The following is an 18,467-nucleotide window of genomic DNA, read 5'->3' as shown; positions in this document are numbered from 1 at the left end:
AGCTTCGACTCCGAGCGTTGCTCCAGGCAACGGGAAGGATATCTTTGCCCTTGACAACATCTTCGCCCTTATTGACGAATACATTTGCGCAGACCACCCTGTTAGATCACTTTTCGCTTGCGACAAGGCGGCGGACCATACATTCTCAGTACTTAACACGGAGCTTTCGGATTACGCTGAAAAGCACCCCATCACTCCCTCTCTCACATCCTATGTAGAACTGTAGGTTCCGGAGGTCTTTATGTTGTGTCGCCGTATTGCTTCCGTAAGTCTTTGCATGGTATGTCTGCTCGGTGCCTTTACGCTAACGGCGCAGACACCAGCGAAACCTTGTCAGAGCACCGTCACCGGGACTCTCGATGTGGTTCCGCTGGAGAGCAAGGTATACGGCGACAAACGCACGGTGCGAGTCTGGCTTCCGACCGCCTACTCCGATTCTCCAAACTCCTCCAGGCGTTACCCCGTGCTCTATATGTTCGATGGGCAGGATCTTTTTGACCGATGCACAACGCGGCCAGGTCAGGACGAGTGGCACATCGATGAGACCCTGACCAGTCTGATTGCGAAAAGAGCGGTTCAGCCATTGATTGTGGTCGGAATCGACAACGCTGGTCCCGGCCGCCGCGAGGACGAATACTCCAGATATAGCGCGCTGATTGACGCACCGCAAAAGCTGTCGGCGCTCATGACGCGGGAGGTTTTGCCTCTTCTAGACGGGCGCTACAGGACGATCGCAAACCGAACACATAGAGGCGTGGGTGGTTCGTCGCTGGGTTCCATTGCTGCGCTGAGCCTTCTGCTCGATCAGCCTGATACGTTCGGTCTGGGCTTGCTTGAAAGCACTTCGTTGCAGGTTGGCAATGGAAGAGTTTTGCAGGATACGTCGACGATGGTCCAAGGCCCCGCTCGCATTTCCATCGGGGTGGGTACGACGGAAGTCCCTCCATCTGATGCTGCTGCACACGGCTTTCCTGATTTCGACACGGCGTTCGTCGCCATGAGTCGAACGCTCGCCGAGAATATGAAGAAGAGCCTAATGAACCATCCTGAAGTGAAGCTGACCGTTGAGCCGGGTGGACAGCATCAGGATAAATATTGGGGCGAGCGGTTCGGTCCTGCGGTCACATTCCTTTTCCCGCCGGAGCTAACACCGACCAAGTAGCCGATCGCCATTGCCCCCTGACCATGTACTTCAGGAAACAACTCACGATAAACGCACTTGTGTTGACTGAACGGCTTATTTGGTGCGCGGCTTCAAGCATTGAGCATGTCGGCTTTGAGAGCCAGCCTGCCACGCACCGCTGCGAAGACCACCATCATCGTCTACTGTTTGCGCGTAGGCACAACCCTAAACGCATGCACCGATATGTTTGGGAACTTCTCACGTAGATAGCACCTGTTATTGTTTTGAGGCATTGGATCGGCCGGATCGCTTAGAGATTGCGCTCTTTGGCAATCGCGGTACCGCCTGAACTCCCGCCCAAAGCGTTGCGATCGTCTGCTCGGTCACGAGAGTCTGGTCAGACAATCCAGGCACAACTCCTTGAATAACAAAGAGTGTGGCGAGGCCAAAGATCGTAAACCACCATGTGTGGGCTATCACGATGTCATCCCTATTCGGCAATCCTTCATCCTTGGCGACATCGAAAAAGAGCTGTACGAAACGGGTGAACAGCGGAGCGCCAAGGTCGTCGATGTATTGTCCAGCACGGACGCCGTTTCTGTTCTCAGGCCCGAACCAGACGTTGCGAAACTGCTGTGGGTGGGCAATGCAGAATTGAATCAAGCCGCGTGAAGTCGCAAAAAGACGCTCTTTCGGTGCAGGATGCTTAGCGGCAATCGCGTCGAAGTCCTGAACCATCAGCCCGATCGTCTCGCGGCTCAACTCCGCAAGAATGTGCCACTTGTCAGGGAAATGCTGATAGATCACGGCATGCGTATAACCGATCTCTTTAGCGATCTCGCGAAGCGTCACGGCTTCGTAGCCGCGATCGGCAAACATTTTGCTGGCAGCCGCAAGGATTTCGCCCCGCAGCCTCTCCTTACGCTCTACCCGTCGACTTGGTGATGTGGATGTCACTGTCATAGCTTAGTCTGTTTGGCCGCTTACTGCGACCAAATGTAGATTTATAACCATTGGATACAAACCAGCGATTATTTTGCAACCAATGGTTAGATTAGGTCTCTAATTGTTAGGCCGCGTATTTGGATGGCGGCCATATCGAGGCAAGAGGAGGATGCGATGAAAGTTCTAGTGATTGGAGCAGCGGGCAAGAGCGGAGAGGCACTGGTAAATGAGGCGTTGGCCGCCGGGCATAAAGTGACGGCCTTCGTGCGCGGTGCCGCGCATTATAAGAAGGCGAATGTCAGAGTTGTTGCAGGAGACGTGCTAGACGCGGCTGCGGTCGACATTGCGGTAGCGGGGCAGGATGCGGTCATCGACGCGCTTGGCGGCAAGACGCCGTGGAAGGTGACGACGATGGAAGCGAGCGCGGCACACAATATTGTCGACGCGATGCGGCGCAATGGCGTGCGGCGGCTGCTGAAGATTTCAATGGTGGGTGCGGGCGAGAGCGTAAAGAACGCTGGCTTCTTTAACGAGCACGTACTCATGCGGACGTTTCTGCGGGGTCTGCTGATAGATAAGGCCGGCATGGAGGCTGAGATCGAAGGCAGCAACCTGGACTGGACGCTCGTGCGGCCGCCGATGTTGACCGACCGCGAGAAGACCGGCATTGCCAGGGTGCTGAGTACGGAGGGCGGCGAAAAGGCGCACAAGATCACGCGCGCCGATCTTGCGGCCTTTATGGTGCAGCAACTGGAAAGCGGCCAGTATGTGCGTCAGGCAGTGACCGTGACGACCACATAGCAAGACCTCGGTGAGGATCACCCACCTCTCTCATCGAGGCGATCCAATCGGCCCCGTAAACGCCTTCAACGATTCATGCGACCGAGAACTGTGAAACCCACCGCACTAGCGGAGTGCTAGCTGCGCAACTCACCAGCTCTGTGTCCACCTCAGAGCACCAACTCGTTCACGAAAGGATTGTTTATGTCGAACTTCCCCACACCGCTTGAAGAAGTCATTCATCACAACGTTGTTAAGAACAACAAAACATGTGGCCCAGTGCTGGATATCGGGCCTATGCAGTTGCTATGGAGGGCACTGGGAGAAAACACGGGCTATACCTTTTCCATTTTTGAGATGACGGTTGTGCCGGGTATGGGTATTCCCCTTCATAGGCACCCATTTGCAGAGTTTTTCTACGTGCTGGAAGGCGATCTGTCGATCGGCTATTGGAACAACCAGGGTGTCACTGAGTGGGACACGTGCGAAGCCGGAGAGAGTCTGATGGTGCGACCCAATGCGCCTCACTCGTTCTTCAATAAGAGTGAGCGTCCGTGCCGCGTGCTGAGTGTCTCAACGTATCACCACGAGCGAATGATGAAGGATGCGGTGCATCCGGATGGCAGGACAGACTTCTTGCCCACTCAACTCACCCAGGCCGACTTTGAGAAATTGACCAAATCCATGGAAAAGAACCAGACATTCCTTGTCGCAGACCATGCTTAGTATGGGTGCATCTCTTGAGTTCACCTTCGAACTCAAGAGATGTACCCGCGCAGTGATGGCGACATAAACGATTCCGCCTCTTTCTTGAAAAAGCAGCGGACTGTCCTCGCGGAGTCTCCGGGTTTGTGGGACGCGAGTCTAATCCGCGTTTATCATTTGTCGAAAGCAAGGGTTGGTATCTCTCGAGGAGCGGCCAATGAAATTTTCGCGCTGGGTATTCAATATTTCGGGTGTTTATGGAGTGATCTCCATAGCACCCTTGTACTTTATGGAGCAAGCAATCGGTCAGCAGGATCCACCGCCGATCACGCATCCGATGTTCTTTTACGGATTCGTCGGGGTGACACTGGTGTGGCAACTCCTGTTCCTTGCGATCGCGTACCAGCCGGTGCGGCTGCGTCCGGTCATTCCTTTCGCCGTGATCGAGAAGTTGAGCTTCGGCATCGGCGCGATGGTGCTATACCGTCACGGCAGGCTGGATCATAGCGATCTGTACTTCGGCGGCATTGACCTTGCGCTGGCAGTGTTGTTTATGTTGGTCTGGTGGCGGTTAGCGCGGGAGAGCTCGCCAGGCTGGCGCTAGGGGATCTTCCGCTTGTTAAATTCATCGCGCGGTTTTAACAGCCGATTAGATCAGCTTCGAATCGAACCGCCGAAGTTTTGACCAATTCCTCGTTCTCCTCCTTGAATCGTGCTGAATTGCTGCTCCACAGCCTTGGTGCTTCCGAGCGGCAGGTGATCGGTTCCCACAGCTACGAAACGCAGACCGGCTGCAACTGCGCGTGCTTCAGCATCCGCCACCGAAATGAACACGACTTCATTCCCGTCGGACTGCACCCTTGCGGCAAGCGCCGACATAGGGTTCAGGTGTCCCGCAACGGGAAGACTAACGAAAGCGATCTTCATCTAAAGCTCCTTCAACAACGCGAGAATTCGATTGTTCTTTATAAGCGCGGTGGCATCGATATCACTCTTGCGAGGCTTGGAACTGCTTCTGAAATCATTTGCACAAATGTTCGAGACGATGAGCAGCTTTAATCGTGTTCGTTCCAAGTCGGGGATGGTCTTTATCGGCTCCGTACTGGGGTAGCTGGATGTAGCGGAGCACAAACATATGAGGTGGCTGACGCAGAGAGGTTATAAGCCCTCCATAGCCTTCGCTATCGACAATTGCCTTGGCCATCACATAACCAATGCCGTAAAGCAATCCATGTCCAAGGAAGCCGACTGCATACACGTCGTCATACGGAAGAGATTGACGGGCAGCCAAGGACCCAACAGACATATCCAACAGCGTCGCGCCGGCTTCACGCGAAATATGCCGTCTTCGATATCTGAAAGCATTTGCTTGGCTGCCGGCGAGTGGGACTGGGACATAAGCGAGAATTCTTCGACATACCTAGCGGATCCTTCCTCATATAAATTCCCGAAGAGGTGTTCAACGTTCGAACAGGATGTTTGTGGCGATCCGCTAGAAGGGCCGCTCTTCGGCTCACGATCTGGTGCATAAAATCCCTGAACCGCGTGATACATTTCATGGACTGTCGTGCTCTTTGCCACGACAAGGTCGTCGACGATGCCGACGTTGAGGAAAAAATCAGTGTCGCCAAATGCGTAACCGCCTCCATCGCCAGAGGCAACGACATAGCCGTCAAGATGAATATTTGCGTTGGAAGGCGTGAACATTGCAATGCGCGCTGGATCGGCTGCTCAAACACGCGGGGATGGGCTTGTATCTCGTCGAGGAGCGCGACAATCAAGGGTATGTTAAGCTTCACATGATCGAGCCCGATAGCCTGTTCTGCGAGGCCGCGGGCAGCCTGATCATGAGCCGCCGAATATAAAGCATCAGCAAAAGTCTGGACTGTCGCAGGAATCTTGAATTCTTGAAGCTTGCGGATAACAGCCTGATTGCCATGCATCGTGGCAATCTTTGTCGCCTCATCTTTGGTCAGAGAGTGATCTTGCATCGCCTTGAGGGTTGCTCGTGCATCTTCTGTGTGAATAGTCACCGTGGTCGCCCCGGAAGACTCAACCATCACGGCGAAAAAGGTGACGACAAGGAATGCATGCAACAGACGTAGAACCATGAAAACCTCTCTCTTGAGCTCAACAGGCAAGTCATCGCGCGGGCCTGGCTCAGCGAATGAAGATAGGCCGCTAGGTCAGTAGCGAGTGAGCGGCGTGGTCCATCTACGCCGCTCGCCTCGGCTTACTTCTCAGCAAGTTCAGGCACGAAAGCGGGGTAATCGTTATATCCATGTTCATCAAAAGTGTAGAAAGTGCTCCGGTCATATTCGGCGAGCGGAAGCCCCTCCTGGATTCTCCTCGGCAGATCCGGATTTGAGATGAAATAACGACCAAATACGACCGCATCCGCGACACCTTGTTCGACCGCAGCCTCAGCCGTCCCGGGCTCAAAGCCTCCCGCGGCGAGGATCTTGCCTTTGAAGATCTTCCGCAACTGCTCTGAAGCGATCGGACCCTGACCTTCATGAATCACAGTGTTACCCCTGACCCTCGGCTCGATGATGTGTAGATAGGCAAGATCGAACGCATTCAGTTGCTCAGCAACGTAGGAGAACAAGGGGCCTGGATTACTATCAAACATCGCGTTGAAGCTCCCTCCGGGTCCGACGCGGACACCCACCCGTTCGCTGCCCCATACAGACACCAGAACACCTACGGCCTCGAGCAGCAGACGAGCTCGATTTTCAATCGAACCGCCGTATTGATCGGTCCGCTGGTTGCTTCCATCCTGGAGAAACTGGTCGATCAGATAGCCGTTTGCGCCATGGAGTTCAACACCGTCAAACCCTGCTTGTTTCGCACGTTCCACGGCCTTTCGATAATCCTCGAGAATCAAGGGAATCTCAGACAACTCCAGGGCCCGGTGGGGCGACGGCTGTATCCATCCATCCGGGGTCGAGACGACCTGGGCAGGGTTCTCCCAATAGGATGGATTGACGGATGCGGTGACCGGTGTTGCTCCACCTGTCATGGAGACATGCGAGGCACGGCCGGTGTGCCAGAGTTGGGCAAACATCAGACCGCCCTTGGCATGAACCCTATCGAGGATCTTTCGCCAGCCCTGAACTTGCTCGTCCGAATAGAGCCCGGGAGACCCCAGCCAGCCGCGGCTTGTCAAGGATATGTTCGTAGCTTCGCCAATGATCAGGCCGCCGTCCGAGGCGCGCTGGGAATAGTAGTCCGCCATCAGTTCGCCAGGAACGGAGTTCGGCTGGATCGAGCGAGAGCGTGTGAGTGGGGCCATAATGACCCGGTGTTTCAACTTAGTCGCACCCAACTGGATAGGCGTGGAGAGAGCGGATTGCTTTGTCGTTGTCATTGCTTACCTCGATAATTTCTTGTATTGCGGACTTTCATAAGTGCCACTGCATTATTGGTGAAAGGTCAGGAACGGGTTGAATTGCTCGCTGATTGCATGTCAATCACAAACCTGTACTTGATATCGCTCCGTCCCATGCGCTCGAACGCGTCCTCGATGCGAGCGATAGGTATGGTCTCGATATCTGCAAGAATTCGGTTCTTGGCACTGAAGTCCAGAAGTTCCTGTGTCTCCGAGATACCACCTACAAGCGAGCCTGCAAGGCTGCGGCGACCGAAGATCAGGTTCGTCACCGAGGGAGAAGGGTGCGGCTCAGCTGGAACCCCAACGAGTGCCATTGTGCCGTCAAGATTCAACAGCCCCAAGTACGCGTCAAGTTCATGTTGTACTGCTACTGCATTGACGATCAGATCCAGACTTCCAGCGTGACGCTTCATCTCGTTCGCGTCGCGCGACAGGACGACCTCGTCAGCACCCAGGGCCAGGGCATCTGTCCGCTTGCTCTCTGAAGTTGTGAAGGCAACCACATGGGCGCCCAAGGCACGCGCGAGCTTGATCCCCATATGACCCAAGCCACCAATTCCCACGATGCCGACCTTCTTGCCCGGACCTGCCTCCCAATGACGGAGCGGCGACCACATCGTGATGCCCGCGCAAAGGAGAGGTGCCACAGCGGCAAGGTCCTCTTTGGCGTGCGTCACCTTCAACACGAACTCCTGGCGTACGACAATCAAGTCCGAGTAGCCACCATAAGTATTCGCTCCGGAGATACGATCGGGCGAATTGTAGGTCCACGTAGCTCCAAGCTGGCAAAACTGCTCCAGTCCCCGCTTGCAGTTTGCGCATTCTGCGCAGCTATCGACCATGGTGCCGACGGCAACCAGATCGCCTGCGTTGAATTTGGTAACCGCATCACCTATAGCTCTCACTCGTCCGACGATCTCGTGGCCAGGCAACGCCGGATAGATGGTGCCGTCCGGATAGACGGATCCCTCCCACTCGTTCCGAACGGTATGGATATCGGAATGACAAACTCCACTGTAGAGAATGTCGATAAGCACGTCATTTGCGCGGAGATCGCGCCGTTCGAAGGTGAATGGTTCGAGGCGGCCAGTAGCAGATTGTGCGGCGTAACCGTGGGCTATATACATCGGAGTAAACCTCTTTTCATCCTGTCAGCTGCGCTGTCGTTCGCGTGCTGAGTATGGGGTATCTCTGTCGCATGAGCGCAACAGGTAAATCTAGGTCGAGACTTGGGATAGTTACTGGACCAGCGGAGACACCACTACAATTCGCCGGTCAGGAATTGTGCGTCGCCGTCATCGAAACTATCAGCAGCTTTATCTGGAGCTCGGGTCTGCCGGTACGTTAGCTTGTTCCGCGAAAGCTCAATGCCTAAGCGTGTCGTGCTTAGTAGCGAAATGCGTCGGCGTTTTTCTCGATAAACTGGGCGATTGTCGTCGGCGGTCTTCCGACGATCGACGGGAAGTTGTCAAACACCTCATCGCCCTTCAATTCTCCAGTGGTGAAATCGCGAAAGCATTCATATACGCACTTCATGTAGGCAGGCTCTCCGCCCGTAGCTAGGACGTTCTTGTAAAACTCTTCCGCCGGCAGGGATTCATAACGATAGGGTTTGCCAAAGTATTCGGTCATGAGTTGCGCGATTTCACTAAAGCTCTTCGCCTCATAGCCCAGACGGTAGGTCTGTCCATGGTGCTTCTCCGGATCAAGCAGAGAAACTGCGGCCGCGGCTGCAATATCATCGGCGTCGACCCAGCTCCATCGTGCTTTGCCGATGTAGTGGCGAATGAGCCCCTCTTTGACGAAGCTTTCGCCCCCGTAACCGAGCAGATTTTGCATAAACATCTCCGGGCGCAGATGGGTATGGAAGCGGATGCCAGAGGAAGCGATGTAGCGCTCGATGAACTGGTGCCATCCATAGTGGCCAATGTGTGTATCGTTATCTCCGCAGGCACCTAGGTGCACGATCTGCTCGACTCCGACTTTCGCAGAGACGTCGATGACATCTTTGCTCTGCTTCAGCATATCCACGGTGTATCCGGTCATCAGAAAAAGTCTATCGATACCCTGAAGTGCGGGCGTGATCGAATCGAACTTGTCGAGGTCCAGGTAGACGGCTGGAACACCGAGATCGGCGGCCTTTTCCAGGTTGCGGACACCGGCAACCACTTCTACCGAATCGTCGGCAAGCAGATAGGGAAGCAGGACCTTACCCACCTGTCCGGTCGCTCCAGTCACGAGAATTTTCTTTTTGGCGGCACTCATTGCAAACTCCTTGCATGTTGCGTTACTGGTTATGTGAACTGGGCCGGCCGAATTGGCTAGCGCACTTGTGGGACGCGCCGTCACAATACCCGCCGACCCATAGGGAGCTTTTAGGCGTTTGTACCGCCATCTACTGTCAGGTTGGCGCCGGTGATGTAGGACGACTCAGGTCCGGCAAGGAACGCTACGAGTCCGGCGACTTCGGCGACAGTTCCATATCTGCCGAGCGCTGTCGCTGCCTTTTGCGAAACCGCCCAGTCCCCGGCTGCGGGATTCAAGTCCGTGTCTATCGGCCCCGGCTGTACGTTGTTCACCGTGATACCGCGACCTCCAATCTCCCTGGCCAGGCCCTGCGTGAACATCTTTACGGCGCCCTTCGTGGCCGAGTACGAGACCAATCCGGGCGCGATGACGCGCTCGCCAACGCAAGACCCCACCATGATGATTCGGCCGCCGCTCTTCAAGTGCTTCAGAGCTTCCTGTGTCGCGACCAGGACGCCGCGCACGTTGAGGTTCAGGACGTGATCGATCTCCTCCAGAGGCGTCTCTTCAAACGGCTTCGGAATGGCGGTGCCGGCATTGTTCACCAGCACATCCAACTGCCCGTACGTCTCAACAGTTTTCTCAACCGCCGCTTTCACTGCCGACGCATCGCTACCGTCAGCTTTGATTGCAATCGCTTTGCCGCCTTTTTGCTCGATGGCTCGGACGACTTCATTCGCTGATGTTGCATCCTTCGCGTAAGTGATCGCGATGCTCGCGCCTTCCGCAGAAAGGCGTTTGGCGATCGCGGCACCGATGCCTCTGGAGCCTCCCGTGATGAGCGCTACCTTATTCGTCAAGTTCGACATGGAATCTCCTTTTATTGTTATTTCGCCACTCGATGTCAGAGCACACTGAATCATCGGGTAATGAATGTTGGGCTGAGATCAGCCATCAAGTGCGCCTGAAACGAGCGCCTCACATTCACATAACGTTGGATTGCGAAAAAGAACCAAACGGTTCAATATTTCATTTCTCCCACATTTAATTCCGTTTTGAGAGTGGGTGTGCGACTGTGTGGGAAGATGGCGCATACAGCCCAACCATGCTGGCCTAAGTCCTCTAGTCTCAAGTGGCATAGCCTCTGCCCCATGAATAGTCGAATCTGTAATCTGCAATAAATGCATTGGAGATCATTTCGCGATCATTTCCTTGAATCGCCTGGGATTCACATGCGCCATTGGCCAAACGAGAACCTGGCAAAGTCTTCTAAATGATTTGTATGTAAGGCGAAAGAAGAGAATCGAGCAACAGGGGGCATACAGGTATCCTTTTCCAACAGAGAGAACTCACTGATTGGGAGAGTCGTTCGTGGAGAGACCTGTTTCAACTCGTGTCAGAATCGGACGCTTCGAGCTGAACCTGCAGACCGGGGAACTCGGGTCTCCTGATCAGGACGAGGCGAAGTTGCTGCTGCCGGAGCAGCCCTTCCTAATCCTGCAGATGCTCGTGGAGCACAAGGGAAAGATTGTCTCCCGGGAAGACATCCGCAAAAGGCTCTGGCCAGCGGACACAATCGTAAACTTCGACCACAGTATTAACGTTGCCATCCGCAATCTTCGGAAGGCCCTGGGCGATACGGCCGAAAGCCCCAAATACATCGAAACGCTCGCGAGGCGGGGCTATCGGCTTATGGTCGAGACTGAACTTTTGATCTCGAAAGTAGGGACGGACTCTGAGCAGGCCCATCGGGCCGTTTCGCTGGCAAATCTGGCCGACATGACGGGCCTGAAAGTATCGCATTATCGTGTCCTGGCAATGATCGGAGGCGGCGGTATGGGGGTGGTCTACCGGGCCGAGGACTTGAAGCTGGGCCGTTCCGTCGCATTGAAGTTCTTACCAGCCGAAGTCGCGACTGACCCCGTTGCGCTGCGTCGATTCGAGAGAGAAGCTCAGACCGCTTCGAGCCTGAATCATCCAAACATATGCACTATCTACGAAATTGAGGAGCACGACGAGAGACCTTTTCTTGCGATGGAGTTGCTGTCTGGCAAGTCGCTCAACCATGAGCTCGAGAATATAGCTCATAAGAGAATGCCGGTCAGCCAACTTCTGACCGTAGCCATTCAGATCTGCGATGGACTCAGGGCCGCGCACGAAAAGGGCATCATTCATCGTGACATCAAGCCCGCCAACGTCTTCCTCACGCTAGCCGGTCCCGTCAAAATCCTCGATTTTGGATTGGCAAAGTTGATGGAGCCGGATGCCGACCGGGGACGAGAGCCAGCCTCATCAATTGAGCCTCCGAATTCGCCACAACCGAAGACTTCGAAGACGGACATTGGCCTGACAACAAGCGGGGTCAGGATGGGAACTGCCGGTTACATGTCCCCGGAGCAGGTGCGCGGAGAGAGATTGGACGCAAGGGCTGACCTATTCTCCTTCGGTCTAATCCTTTACGAAGCCTCGACCGGCATCCGGGCGTTCTCTGGAGAGACCGCAGAGATCATCTATGACGCCATTCTGAACACCGATCCTCCGTTAGTCCGAAGTCTTAACCCGGAACTTCCTCGCAGTCTGGAGGTGGTCATTTCAAAGGCCATTCAGAAAGACCGGGCGCTACGGTATCAGTCGGCAGCCAGATGCGGGACGCCCTAGAAGGAATTCTACGCAGGGATCGGCCACCCTACCTCCGGGTCGCCGCCTGGTCAGGGCTAGGAGCGCTGGCGGCGGGTGCGCTTTTTTTCGCGTCGAATCACAAGCCCGTCTTCAAACTGCATTCGAGCGACACCGTTGTGATGGCTGTCAGCAACAACACTACGGATGCCGTTCTGAACGATGCCCTCTACATCGCGCTGCTAACAGGTCTGGAGCAGACTCCCTATTTGAATGTTCTCGCCGTCAATAAGGTCGGCGAGGCGCTCTCGAAGCGAAGCCTGAAGATGGACCCGACCAGGATCACCCCTGCGATTGCCAGGCAAGCCTGCCTCGATACCAGGAGCAAGCTCGTCATCGAGGCTTCCATCAGTGAGGCGGGCAACAATTTCAGGATCGATTTGAATGAAATCGATTGCCAGTCCGGAGAGACCGTGGCGCACGTACAGAACGATGCCCCTGGTCGGAACCAGATCATTCATACGCTTGGCGTCGCCGCCGTCCAATTGAGGAGAAAGTTAGGAGAGCCGGACACCTCGATCGCCAAATTTAACCAGCCCCTGGAGCAGGCGACGAGCGCATCGCCTGAGGCTATTCAACTTCTTACGGAAGGCTACCGGCACCACCTGTTCAACGATTATGAGGGCGCTATCTCCAAATATATTCAGGCCACGGATGTAGACCCGGAGTTCGACGTGGCCTACGTCGTAACGGCCGCGGCACAGGCGTCAGTCGGCCAAGAAGCCCTGGCGGCGAGTGCCGCCACCCGGGGTTACAACTTACGCTCCCGTGCAACGCTGCCCGACAGATTTCATGCGGAAGAGATCTATTTTCAAGAAGCTACTGGACAACTTGAAGAGAGGACCGCAGTTCTCTCGCGGTACATACAGACCTTTCCCCTCAATCACACCGCTCACAATAATCTGGCAGAATGCCTCTCGCTGCTGGGGCGGTTTGACGAGTCGCGAGCCGAAGCGCTGGAGACGAATCGTCTCCTCCCTGACGCATCAAGCCACGGAAAGCTGATGACCGCCGACATCTTTACGAATCGGCTCGACGATGCCAAAGCTGTTTACAGCGAAGCCGTCGCTCAGCATTTTGACGATACAACCCTGCATGATCAACGAGCGTTGGTGGCTTTCCTGCAAAACAACGGCCACGATCTGCAGGAGCAGTGGCGGTGGTCGGCAGGGAAACCGGGGGCGGATCGACAGCTGCTTTACAGCAGAGCATCCATGGAAAGTTATTACGGTCGCTACAGGGAGTACCGAAGCCTATCAGGGCAAGCTACAGAGATGGCGATCCAGGAAGATTCGTCGCTTGATGTTGGTTTTTACAGTGTCGATGGAGCGCTGCGTGAAGCCGAAGCCGGCAACTTTTCACGGGCACGAGAACTCGGCACCCTGGCTCTTATACAAGATCAGACTAAATACTCCAGACTGCTTTTGGCTTTAGCATTTGCGCGGGCGGGTGATTCAGCTCAAGCGTTGAAGATAGCGAATGACATTGGCCAGAAGGCACCCTTGGATACCCTCATCCAGAAGTATTGCCTCCCCATAATTCGCGCGGCGGCAAAGTTGGACGCCAACGATCCTGCAGCGGCGATCGAGATCCTCCATAACGCAGAAAAATACGATGATGCGAACGCTCCGCTCTTTCAGATCCTTTATCCGAACTATATCCGCGGACTGGCATACCTTCAGCTGCACGAAGGACAGCTTGCAGCAGTTGAGTTCCAGAAGCTGCTGCGCAATCCTCAGCTAACAGGCACCGGTGAGACTGGAGCGCTGTCCATCCTCCAGTTTGCCAGGTCACAAAGGCTGCTTGGCCAACGCGCGGCTGCACTCAAGTCATACGAGCAATTTCTTGATCTCTGGAAGACGGCAGATTCCGATCTGACTGCGTACCGTCAGGCTAAGGAGGAGCATGCAAGCTTGAGTGCTGCACGCAGCGCGGCTGACGAGGGGGGCCGGCATCTCACGTTGAAGGGCGTGGAGAAAACCAGCTTTAAGGCCGGCGATGATTTGCCGGCCTTAAAGCATGTAAAGACTCAATGAACACCTCGACGCGGATGCAAACGAACGTTCACCAGATATGAACGCGGTCTTCAGGCGAAATGTACAGCTTATCGCCGGGCTTCACGTCGAATGCCGCGTACCAGGCATCCAGGTTCCGCACCTCTCCGTTCACACGCTGCTCTCCTGGCGGGTGTGGATTGTTCGTCAGTTGCCGGCGGAGGGACTCTTCGCGCGTCTTTCCCGCCCATACCTGAGCGCAGCTAAGAAAGAAACGCTGATCGCCCGTGGTGCCGTCAAGCACAGGCGCCGGCGCTCCACCGAGTGAGCGATGGTATGCGTCCAGCGCGAGGGCCATCCCTCCGGTGTCCGCGAGGTCCTCGCCCAGCGTCAAGGCACCTTTGACATGGACGCCGGGCAGTGGCTCGAACGCCGAGTATTGTTCAGAGAGACGTTCGGCTTGCACCTTGAACTTTCTAGCATCCTCCGCTGTCCACCAATCGCGCAGCAACCCCCCACTGTCGATCTGCCGTCCCTGATCGTCGAAGCCATGCGTGATCTCGTGTCCAATGACCACGCCAATCGCACCATAATTTATAGCCGGATCGGCATTCTGATCAAAGAATGGAAACTGAAGGTTCGCGGCGGGAAAGGTAATGCGATTGATCGACGGATCATACTCGGAACCGCCTGACTGAGGCAGAAGTTCCCAAGCCTCGCGATCTACTGGCTGATGGAGACGCAGCACGGACTGCGCATGGCTCCAGGCGATGGACCGTTTGACGTCCCCGTACAGGTCCGTCGAACTCACATCGAAATCGTACGTCTTCCATCTCGACGGATAACCGATTCCCACGCTCATGGTGTCGAGTTTCTTCAGCGCCTCGGCCCTCGTCGTCTCGGACATCCAGGACGCGTGCTCCAAACGGTCATGGAAGGCCGCCTTGAGATTCGCTACCAGTTCTTCCATCTGACGCTTCGACTCGGGGTGAAAGGAATGAGCTACGTAGATCTGCCCTACGGCCTCTCCGAGTCTCCTATCTTCGGCTTCAATGGCGCGATTCCAACGCGGTTCCAACGTAGGCTGGCCATGTAGAACGCGGCCCCTGAACTCGAACTCCGCTTCCACAAAGCGTTGAGGGAGTAGGTCTGACGCTTGGGCTGTCACGTGAAACGCCTCCCAGGCCTTTAACGTATCGAGCGGAGTCTTGGCGAAGGTCTCCGCTAGTCCGCGGATCGCGGAGCTCTCTTTGATATCGAATCGTCGTTCCCCTCCGAAGCTTGCTGCATCAAGAAAGCCAACGATGTCGACCCCTGGAGCCGCTTTCTCGAGCTCTTTAAGACTTACTGGGTGGTATGTCTTGCGAGCATCGCGGTCTTCCTCGTCGCTCCAGCTCACAGTCGCGAGCTGTGTCTCGAAGGCCACAACCCGGGCCGCAAGCTGCGTTGCGTCCGGCCATCCCGCGAGTTCCAGTATCCTGGCCACATGGGCCTCGTACTTCTGTTTGGTCGCCGCCAGCTCAGGTTTGAGGTAGTACTGCCGTCCGGGCAAGCCCAGCCCGCTCTGCGAGAGTTCGAGGATATACCGTGTCGTATCCTCGCTGTCGGCTATTACCTCCATCCTGAGTATTGAACTTCCGAAACCGCTACCGGACGATCCCATGAATCGGCTCATGTCGGACAGCGACTTGATGGCGCGTACTCGATCTAAATCGACCTTGAGAGGCCCCGTCCCGATCGCTTCGACGCGCTCTTCGTCCATGAATGCCTTATAGAAGGCAACGACTTTTTGCTCGGCTGGCGTCGGACCCGGCTGTGCGAGCTCATCTTCAAGCAGACGGTGCATCGTAGCCTCACTCAACTCGTTCATATTGGTGAGCAAGCCGAACGATGTCCGGTCGGCCGGAATCTCAATGTTTCGGATGTAGCTTCCGTTGGCGTAGAGGAAGAAGTTGTCGCCCGGACGAACGCTCTTGTCCTCCGCTTTCAAATCAAAACCCCAACCGCTGGTCTTTTGGGCCGGTGGCTGCCCGGGGGCTGGAAAAGTCGACTGCGCGATCGCTGTGGGAGATGCGGCGAGCGCCAGCAAAATAAGCGAGAAAATCAATCCGTACACGTTGATAGCTCCTGAAAACATCGTCCGGTATGCCGCCGGAGCGTTCGGCAGGCCGCAGATGCGCCTTAATCGAGGGTGCATCATCGAATATCTACGTGCATTGAACGCGCGCTGCGTTTTTGTCGATTTGCAGCTAATTTCACTGGGACATGACGACTATGGCGAAGATTCTGCCCCCCGGGCAACATTATGGTGCGACGCTCCAAAGTTGGAGTTCCGCCCGGCTTACTGTTAGCCGCATACGATATGCCATGGGTACAAACTTGGATCTGCACGGAAATGCGCACGCCTCAGTAATGTTCGTAGAGGACGGGCTCTGCGTTAAGCAGATGGATGGCCAGCTCGTTCAGCTCGCGCCTGCAACCGGCCTCTTCCTCCCACCGCGTTGGCTACAGAAGGACGCTTTCCCGGAATCCACTACATTTCTTTCTGCGGAATTCAGCGACCCGTTCCTCCAGCACATTCGAGAGCTTGGCCCATCGTCGGAACAGGCACTCACGGTGCCGCCCGCGCACTCCCAGGTATTGCGAACGCATCTGCGCTCCGAACTCATGCATCCGGATCCCTTTTCTGCGCTGGTGCTCGAGGGTTTACTTATGAGCACCATCGCACGCGCTGAGCGAGTCGGATCGCCCCGTCGCAGGCGTGCACCTATCTGGCTTCTTCGGGCAAAGGAGATTCTTCAAGACTTCGTAGCGACCCCGCCTTCTCTCGACGAGATCGCGCAACTAACCGGGGTTCACCCCGCGCATCTCTCGCGAGAGTTCCGCCGTCACTTCGGATCTTCTCCAGGAGAATATGCAAGGCGCGTCCGCATCGAACGGGCAAAGACCGAGTTGAGGACTTCGAACAGGACCATCGCCGAGGTCTCCCTTGCACACGGTTTCAGCGACCAGGCGCATTTTTCCAGAGTTTTCAAGCGCCACACCAGCCTCACCCCGCTCGAGTACCGTAGGAGCTTGCAACCAGTGCGGGCTGGCAAAACAAGTCAGATCTACGACTCATCCAGCGAACCCTCTGTAAAATCTTCGGAAGGGATAAATGCCGTTCGGCCTGGCAGGCATCGACCGAGTCTTGGAAGACCCAAAACGCGTCGACTGGTCGAATAGCATCAGATGGGCAAAGCCGACAAACACCTGTGAAGGTGCAGCCGGATTTGCATCGCTGAGAAGTGTCTTCCATCCAATCAATATGGGTCGCATAAAACAGTTCAGCCGCGTGGAGGTTTTAGAGAAGGCAATTCCTCTGTTCTGGGAGAAGGGATTCTCCGAGACTACAGTACAAGATCTCGAAGCCGTAACCGGAGTCAACAAGTCAGGCCTATATTCTGAGTTCCAGAACAAAGAAGATTTGTTCATGGCGAGTTTGAAACACTATCTGCAAACGCGCGGAGGAGCCGGCATTCTCTCCGTTCAGCCACTTGGATGGACAAACGTTCAGCACTTCCTCGAGATCGGGCAAACTTGTTACACGGGCAAAAGAGGATGTTTTTCGGTAAACTCCATGCGCGATGTCGCATTGCTGCCGCCAGAGGGACAGGAGATCATCGCTCAACATAACGCGGTCCTCCGGGAGCTCCTCATCCGAAACATAGAGGCAGAGTCAAAGCGGTCAGATAGTGCCGAAACTGCAGACACCATATTGACCTTTTTCTCAGGGCTTTGCATTGAAGAAAACTTGCGCCCGAAGGATGCCGCAATCAACCACAGTATTCAAAGATTCTTGAAGCTTCTGCGACAAGCTGCTTAGTGGGCTTTATGATGTTCCGCATGCCAAGGAAAATTGAAATTACCGAGGCCCACTTCCCGTCGGCGATTGGCTTCGCTTCGATAGAGACGATTTGTGCCGGGATCGATGATGTCAGCTGTGAGCTATTTTCGCTTTCCAAACAGGTCGTGGTTCGGTGGGATGCGAATCATTCCTTATATCTTTCTGCGTCGGACTAGAGGTACACCCGTCCGAGGCGGCAAAGAAGTTCTTGAAACGAACCGCTAATCCGGTACCTAAAACCCACGTGACAAGGAACTGCGAGCGCAGCAAGCAATATCTTTGCGATGGGTCTGTTCTTCATTTGATCTCCGTATTCGACTTCAAGAGGTGTCTCATAGTAGACCCCGGTGTGAACTCGCAGGAAAATTCGTCTCAGTTGGCGATAACAGACCAATGCACTTATGGAGCCAAGGTGAGCGAACCTCTGGACATTAGGCCTGTAAAACGCGCTTGTGGTGAGTGGAGCACCGCAGGTATGTATGCAGTGGGGAGATGTCCGTACATCAAACTCTTTGCAGCGCCCGAAATGGCCAAATCGCCATTGACCCGAATCGAATTCGAGACCTCTGCCGCTTAAACCTCTGCCCGAGGCTTATCGGCGGATCGAACTCCTTGCTCTCATAGAGCATCGCAGTCAAATATAGATATTTAGCGCGAGGTTTGACCTGAAACGGTCTCGAATAACCCAAACTGCAAGGCCTGCGTCTTCTGCACCAG

The 18,467-nt window shown here is 55.1% G+C and carries 18 protein-coding genes; 9 read left to right on the top strand and 9 right to left on the bottom strand.

Going from position 1 to position 18,467, the window contains the following annotated elements:
* Positions 1 to 226: hypothetical protein (locus HDF10_RS20630; RefSeq protein ID WP_221271933.1), on the top strand; the 226-nt coding region annotated here is incomplete at its 5' end.
* Between the two features lie 15 nt (positions 227 to 241).
* A complete protein-coding gene (locus HDF10_RS20380; protein WP_221271931.1) occupies positions 242 to 1,162 on the top strand; it encodes an alpha/beta hydrolase in 921 nt (306 codons plus the stop codon).
* A gap of 237 nt (positions 1,163 to 1,399) precedes the next feature.
* On the opposite strand, the gene HDF10_RS20375 is transcribed toward HDF10_RS20380, so the two are convergent.
* Complete coding sequence (locus tag HDF10_RS20375; RefSeq protein WP_183816798.1) at positions 1,400 to 2,086, bottom strand: TetR/AcrR family transcriptional regulator; 687 nt, start codon at positions 2,084 to 2,086, stop codon at positions 1,400 to 1,402.
* 156 nt (positions 2,087 to 2,242) lie between these two features.
* On the opposite strand from HDF10_RS20375, the gene HDF10_RS20370 reads away from it, so the two are divergent.
* The 3 genes from HDF10_RS20370 (at position 2,243) to HDF10_RS20360 (ending at position 4,157) form a co-directional block, all read left to right on the top strand.
* Positions 2,243 to 2,869 (top strand): NAD(P)-dependent oxidoreductase, encoded by a 627-nt coding sequence (locus HDF10_RS20370; protein WP_183816796.1) that lies wholly within the window; start codon positions 2,243 to 2,245, stop codon positions 2,867 to 2,869.
* Between the two features lie 183 nt (positions 2,870 to 3,052).
* Positions 3,053 to 3,574 carry a cupin domain-containing protein gene (locus tag HDF10_RS20365; protein WP_183816794.1) on the top strand — a complete coding sequence of 174 codons (522 nt, stop codon included), beginning with the start codon at positions 3,053 to 3,055 and terminating at the stop codon, positions 3,572 to 3,574.
* Positions 3,575 to 3,770: 196 nt separating this feature from the next.
* Positions 3,771 to 4,157, top strand: a complete 387-nt coding sequence (locus HDF10_RS20360) for a hypothetical protein (protein ID WP_183816792.1) — start codon at positions 3,771 to 3,773, stop codon at positions 4,155 to 4,157.
* A gap of 50 nt (positions 4,158 to 4,207) precedes the next feature.
* On the opposite strand, the gene HDF10_RS20355 is transcribed toward HDF10_RS20360, so the two are convergent.
* The 7 genes from HDF10_RS20355 to HDF10_RS20325 form a co-directional block, all read right to left on the bottom strand.
* Positions 4,208 to 4,480, bottom strand: coding sequence for a glycosyltransferase family protein (locus tag HDF10_RS20355; protein ID WP_183816790.1), 273 nt, complete (start codon positions 4,478 to 4,480; stop codon positions 4,208 to 4,210).
* Positions 4,481 to 4,574: 94 nt separating this feature from the next.
* Positions 4,575 to 4,844: a hypothetical protein gene (locus HDF10_RS20350; RefSeq protein WP_183816788.1), complete on the bottom strand. Its 270-nt coding sequence runs from the start codon at positions 4,842 to 4,844 to the stop codon at positions 4,575 to 4,577.
* A 37-nt stretch (positions 4,845 to 4,881) separates the two neighbouring features.
* The gene (locus tag HDF10_RS20345) at positions 4,882 to 5,664 is read right to left on the bottom strand and encodes a hypothetical protein (RefSeq protein WP_183816786.1); all 783 of its coding nucleotides are present in this window, start codon (positions 5,662 to 5,664) and stop codon (positions 4,882 to 4,884) included.
* A gap of 122 nt (positions 5,665 to 5,786) precedes the next feature.
* Entirely contained in the window at positions 5,787 to 6,923 is a 1,137-nt protein-coding gene (locus HDF10_RS20340) for an alkene reductase (protein WP_183816784.1), read from the bottom strand.
* Positions 6,924 to 6,988: 65 nt separating this feature from the next.
* Positions 6,989 to 8,074 (bottom strand): NAD(P)-dependent alcohol dehydrogenase, encoded by a 1,086-nt coding sequence (locus tag HDF10_RS20335; protein WP_183816782.1) that lies wholly within the window; start codon positions 8,072 to 8,074, stop codon positions 6,989 to 6,991.
* A 259-nt stretch (positions 8,075 to 8,333) separates the two neighbouring features.
* On the bottom strand, positions 8,334 to 9,212 hold the full coding sequence (locus tag HDF10_RS20330; protein ID WP_183816780.1) for an NmrA family NAD(P)-binding protein: 879 nt from the start codon (positions 9,210 to 9,212) through the stop codon (positions 8,334 to 8,336).
* A gap of 110 nt (positions 9,213 to 9,322) precedes the next feature.
* On the bottom strand, positions 9,323 to 10,063 hold the full coding sequence (locus HDF10_RS20325) for an SDR family NAD(P)-dependent oxidoreductase (protein ID WP_183816778.1): 741 nt from the start codon (positions 10,061 to 10,063) through the stop codon (positions 9,323 to 9,325).
* Between the two features lie 487 nt (positions 10,064 to 10,550).
* Here HDF10_RS20325 and HDF10_RS20320 point away from each other — a divergent pair, with 487 nt between their 5' ends.
* Both HDF10_RS20320 and HDF10_RS20315 read left to right on the top strand, forming a co-directional pair.
* Positions 10,551 to 11,852 (top strand): protein kinase domain-containing protein, encoded by a 1,302-nt coding sequence (locus HDF10_RS20320; RefSeq protein ID WP_183816776.1) that lies wholly within the window; start codon positions 10,551 to 10,553, stop codon positions 11,850 to 11,852.
* Positions 11,837 to 13,906 carry a tetratricopeptide repeat protein gene (locus HDF10_RS20315; protein WP_183816774.1) on the top strand — a complete coding sequence of 690 codons (2,070 nt, stop codon included), beginning with the start codon at positions 11,837 to 11,839 and terminating at the stop codon, positions 13,904 to 13,906. The genes HDF10_RS20320 and HDF10_RS20315 overlap by 16 nt, the downstream gene beginning before the upstream one ends.
* 28 nt (positions 13,907 to 13,934) lie before the next feature.
* Here the strand turns inward: HDF10_RS20315 and HDF10_RS20310 are convergent, their stop codons facing one another.
* Positions 13,935 to 15,980, bottom strand: a complete 2,046-nt coding sequence (locus tag HDF10_RS20310; protein ID WP_183816773.1) for a M13 family metallopeptidase — start codon at positions 15,978 to 15,980, stop codon at positions 13,935 to 13,937.
* A gap of 149 nt (positions 15,981 to 16,129) precedes the next feature.
* Between HDF10_RS20310 and HDF10_RS21530 the strand changes: the two genes are divergently transcribed.
* Together HDF10_RS21530 and HDF10_RS20300 are read left to right on the top strand one after the other, a co-directional pair.
* Complete coding sequence (locus HDF10_RS21530; RefSeq protein WP_406706865.1) at positions 16,130 to 17,089, top strand: helix-turn-helix transcriptional regulator; 960 nt, start codon at positions 16,130 to 16,132, stop codon at positions 17,087 to 17,089.
* The gene (locus tag HDF10_RS20300) at positions 17,022 to 17,729 is read left to right on the top strand and encodes a TetR/AcrR family transcriptional regulator (protein WP_183816770.1); all 708 of its coding nucleotides are present in this window, start codon (positions 17,022 to 17,024) and stop codon (positions 17,727 to 17,729) included. The genes HDF10_RS21530 and HDF10_RS20300 overlap by 68 nt, the downstream gene beginning before the upstream one ends.
* The last annotated feature ends 738 nt before the right edge of the window (positions 17,730 to 18,467 follow it).

It is taken from the genome of Tunturiibacter empetritectus, from assembly GCF_014201375.1.
Lineage (GTDB): Bacteria > Acidobacteriota > Terriglobia > Terriglobales > Acidobacteriaceae > Edaphobacter > Edaphobacter lichenicola_D.
Note: the sequence above shows the minus strand (reverse complement) of the source record. Positions and strands in the feature narration are given on the sequence as shown.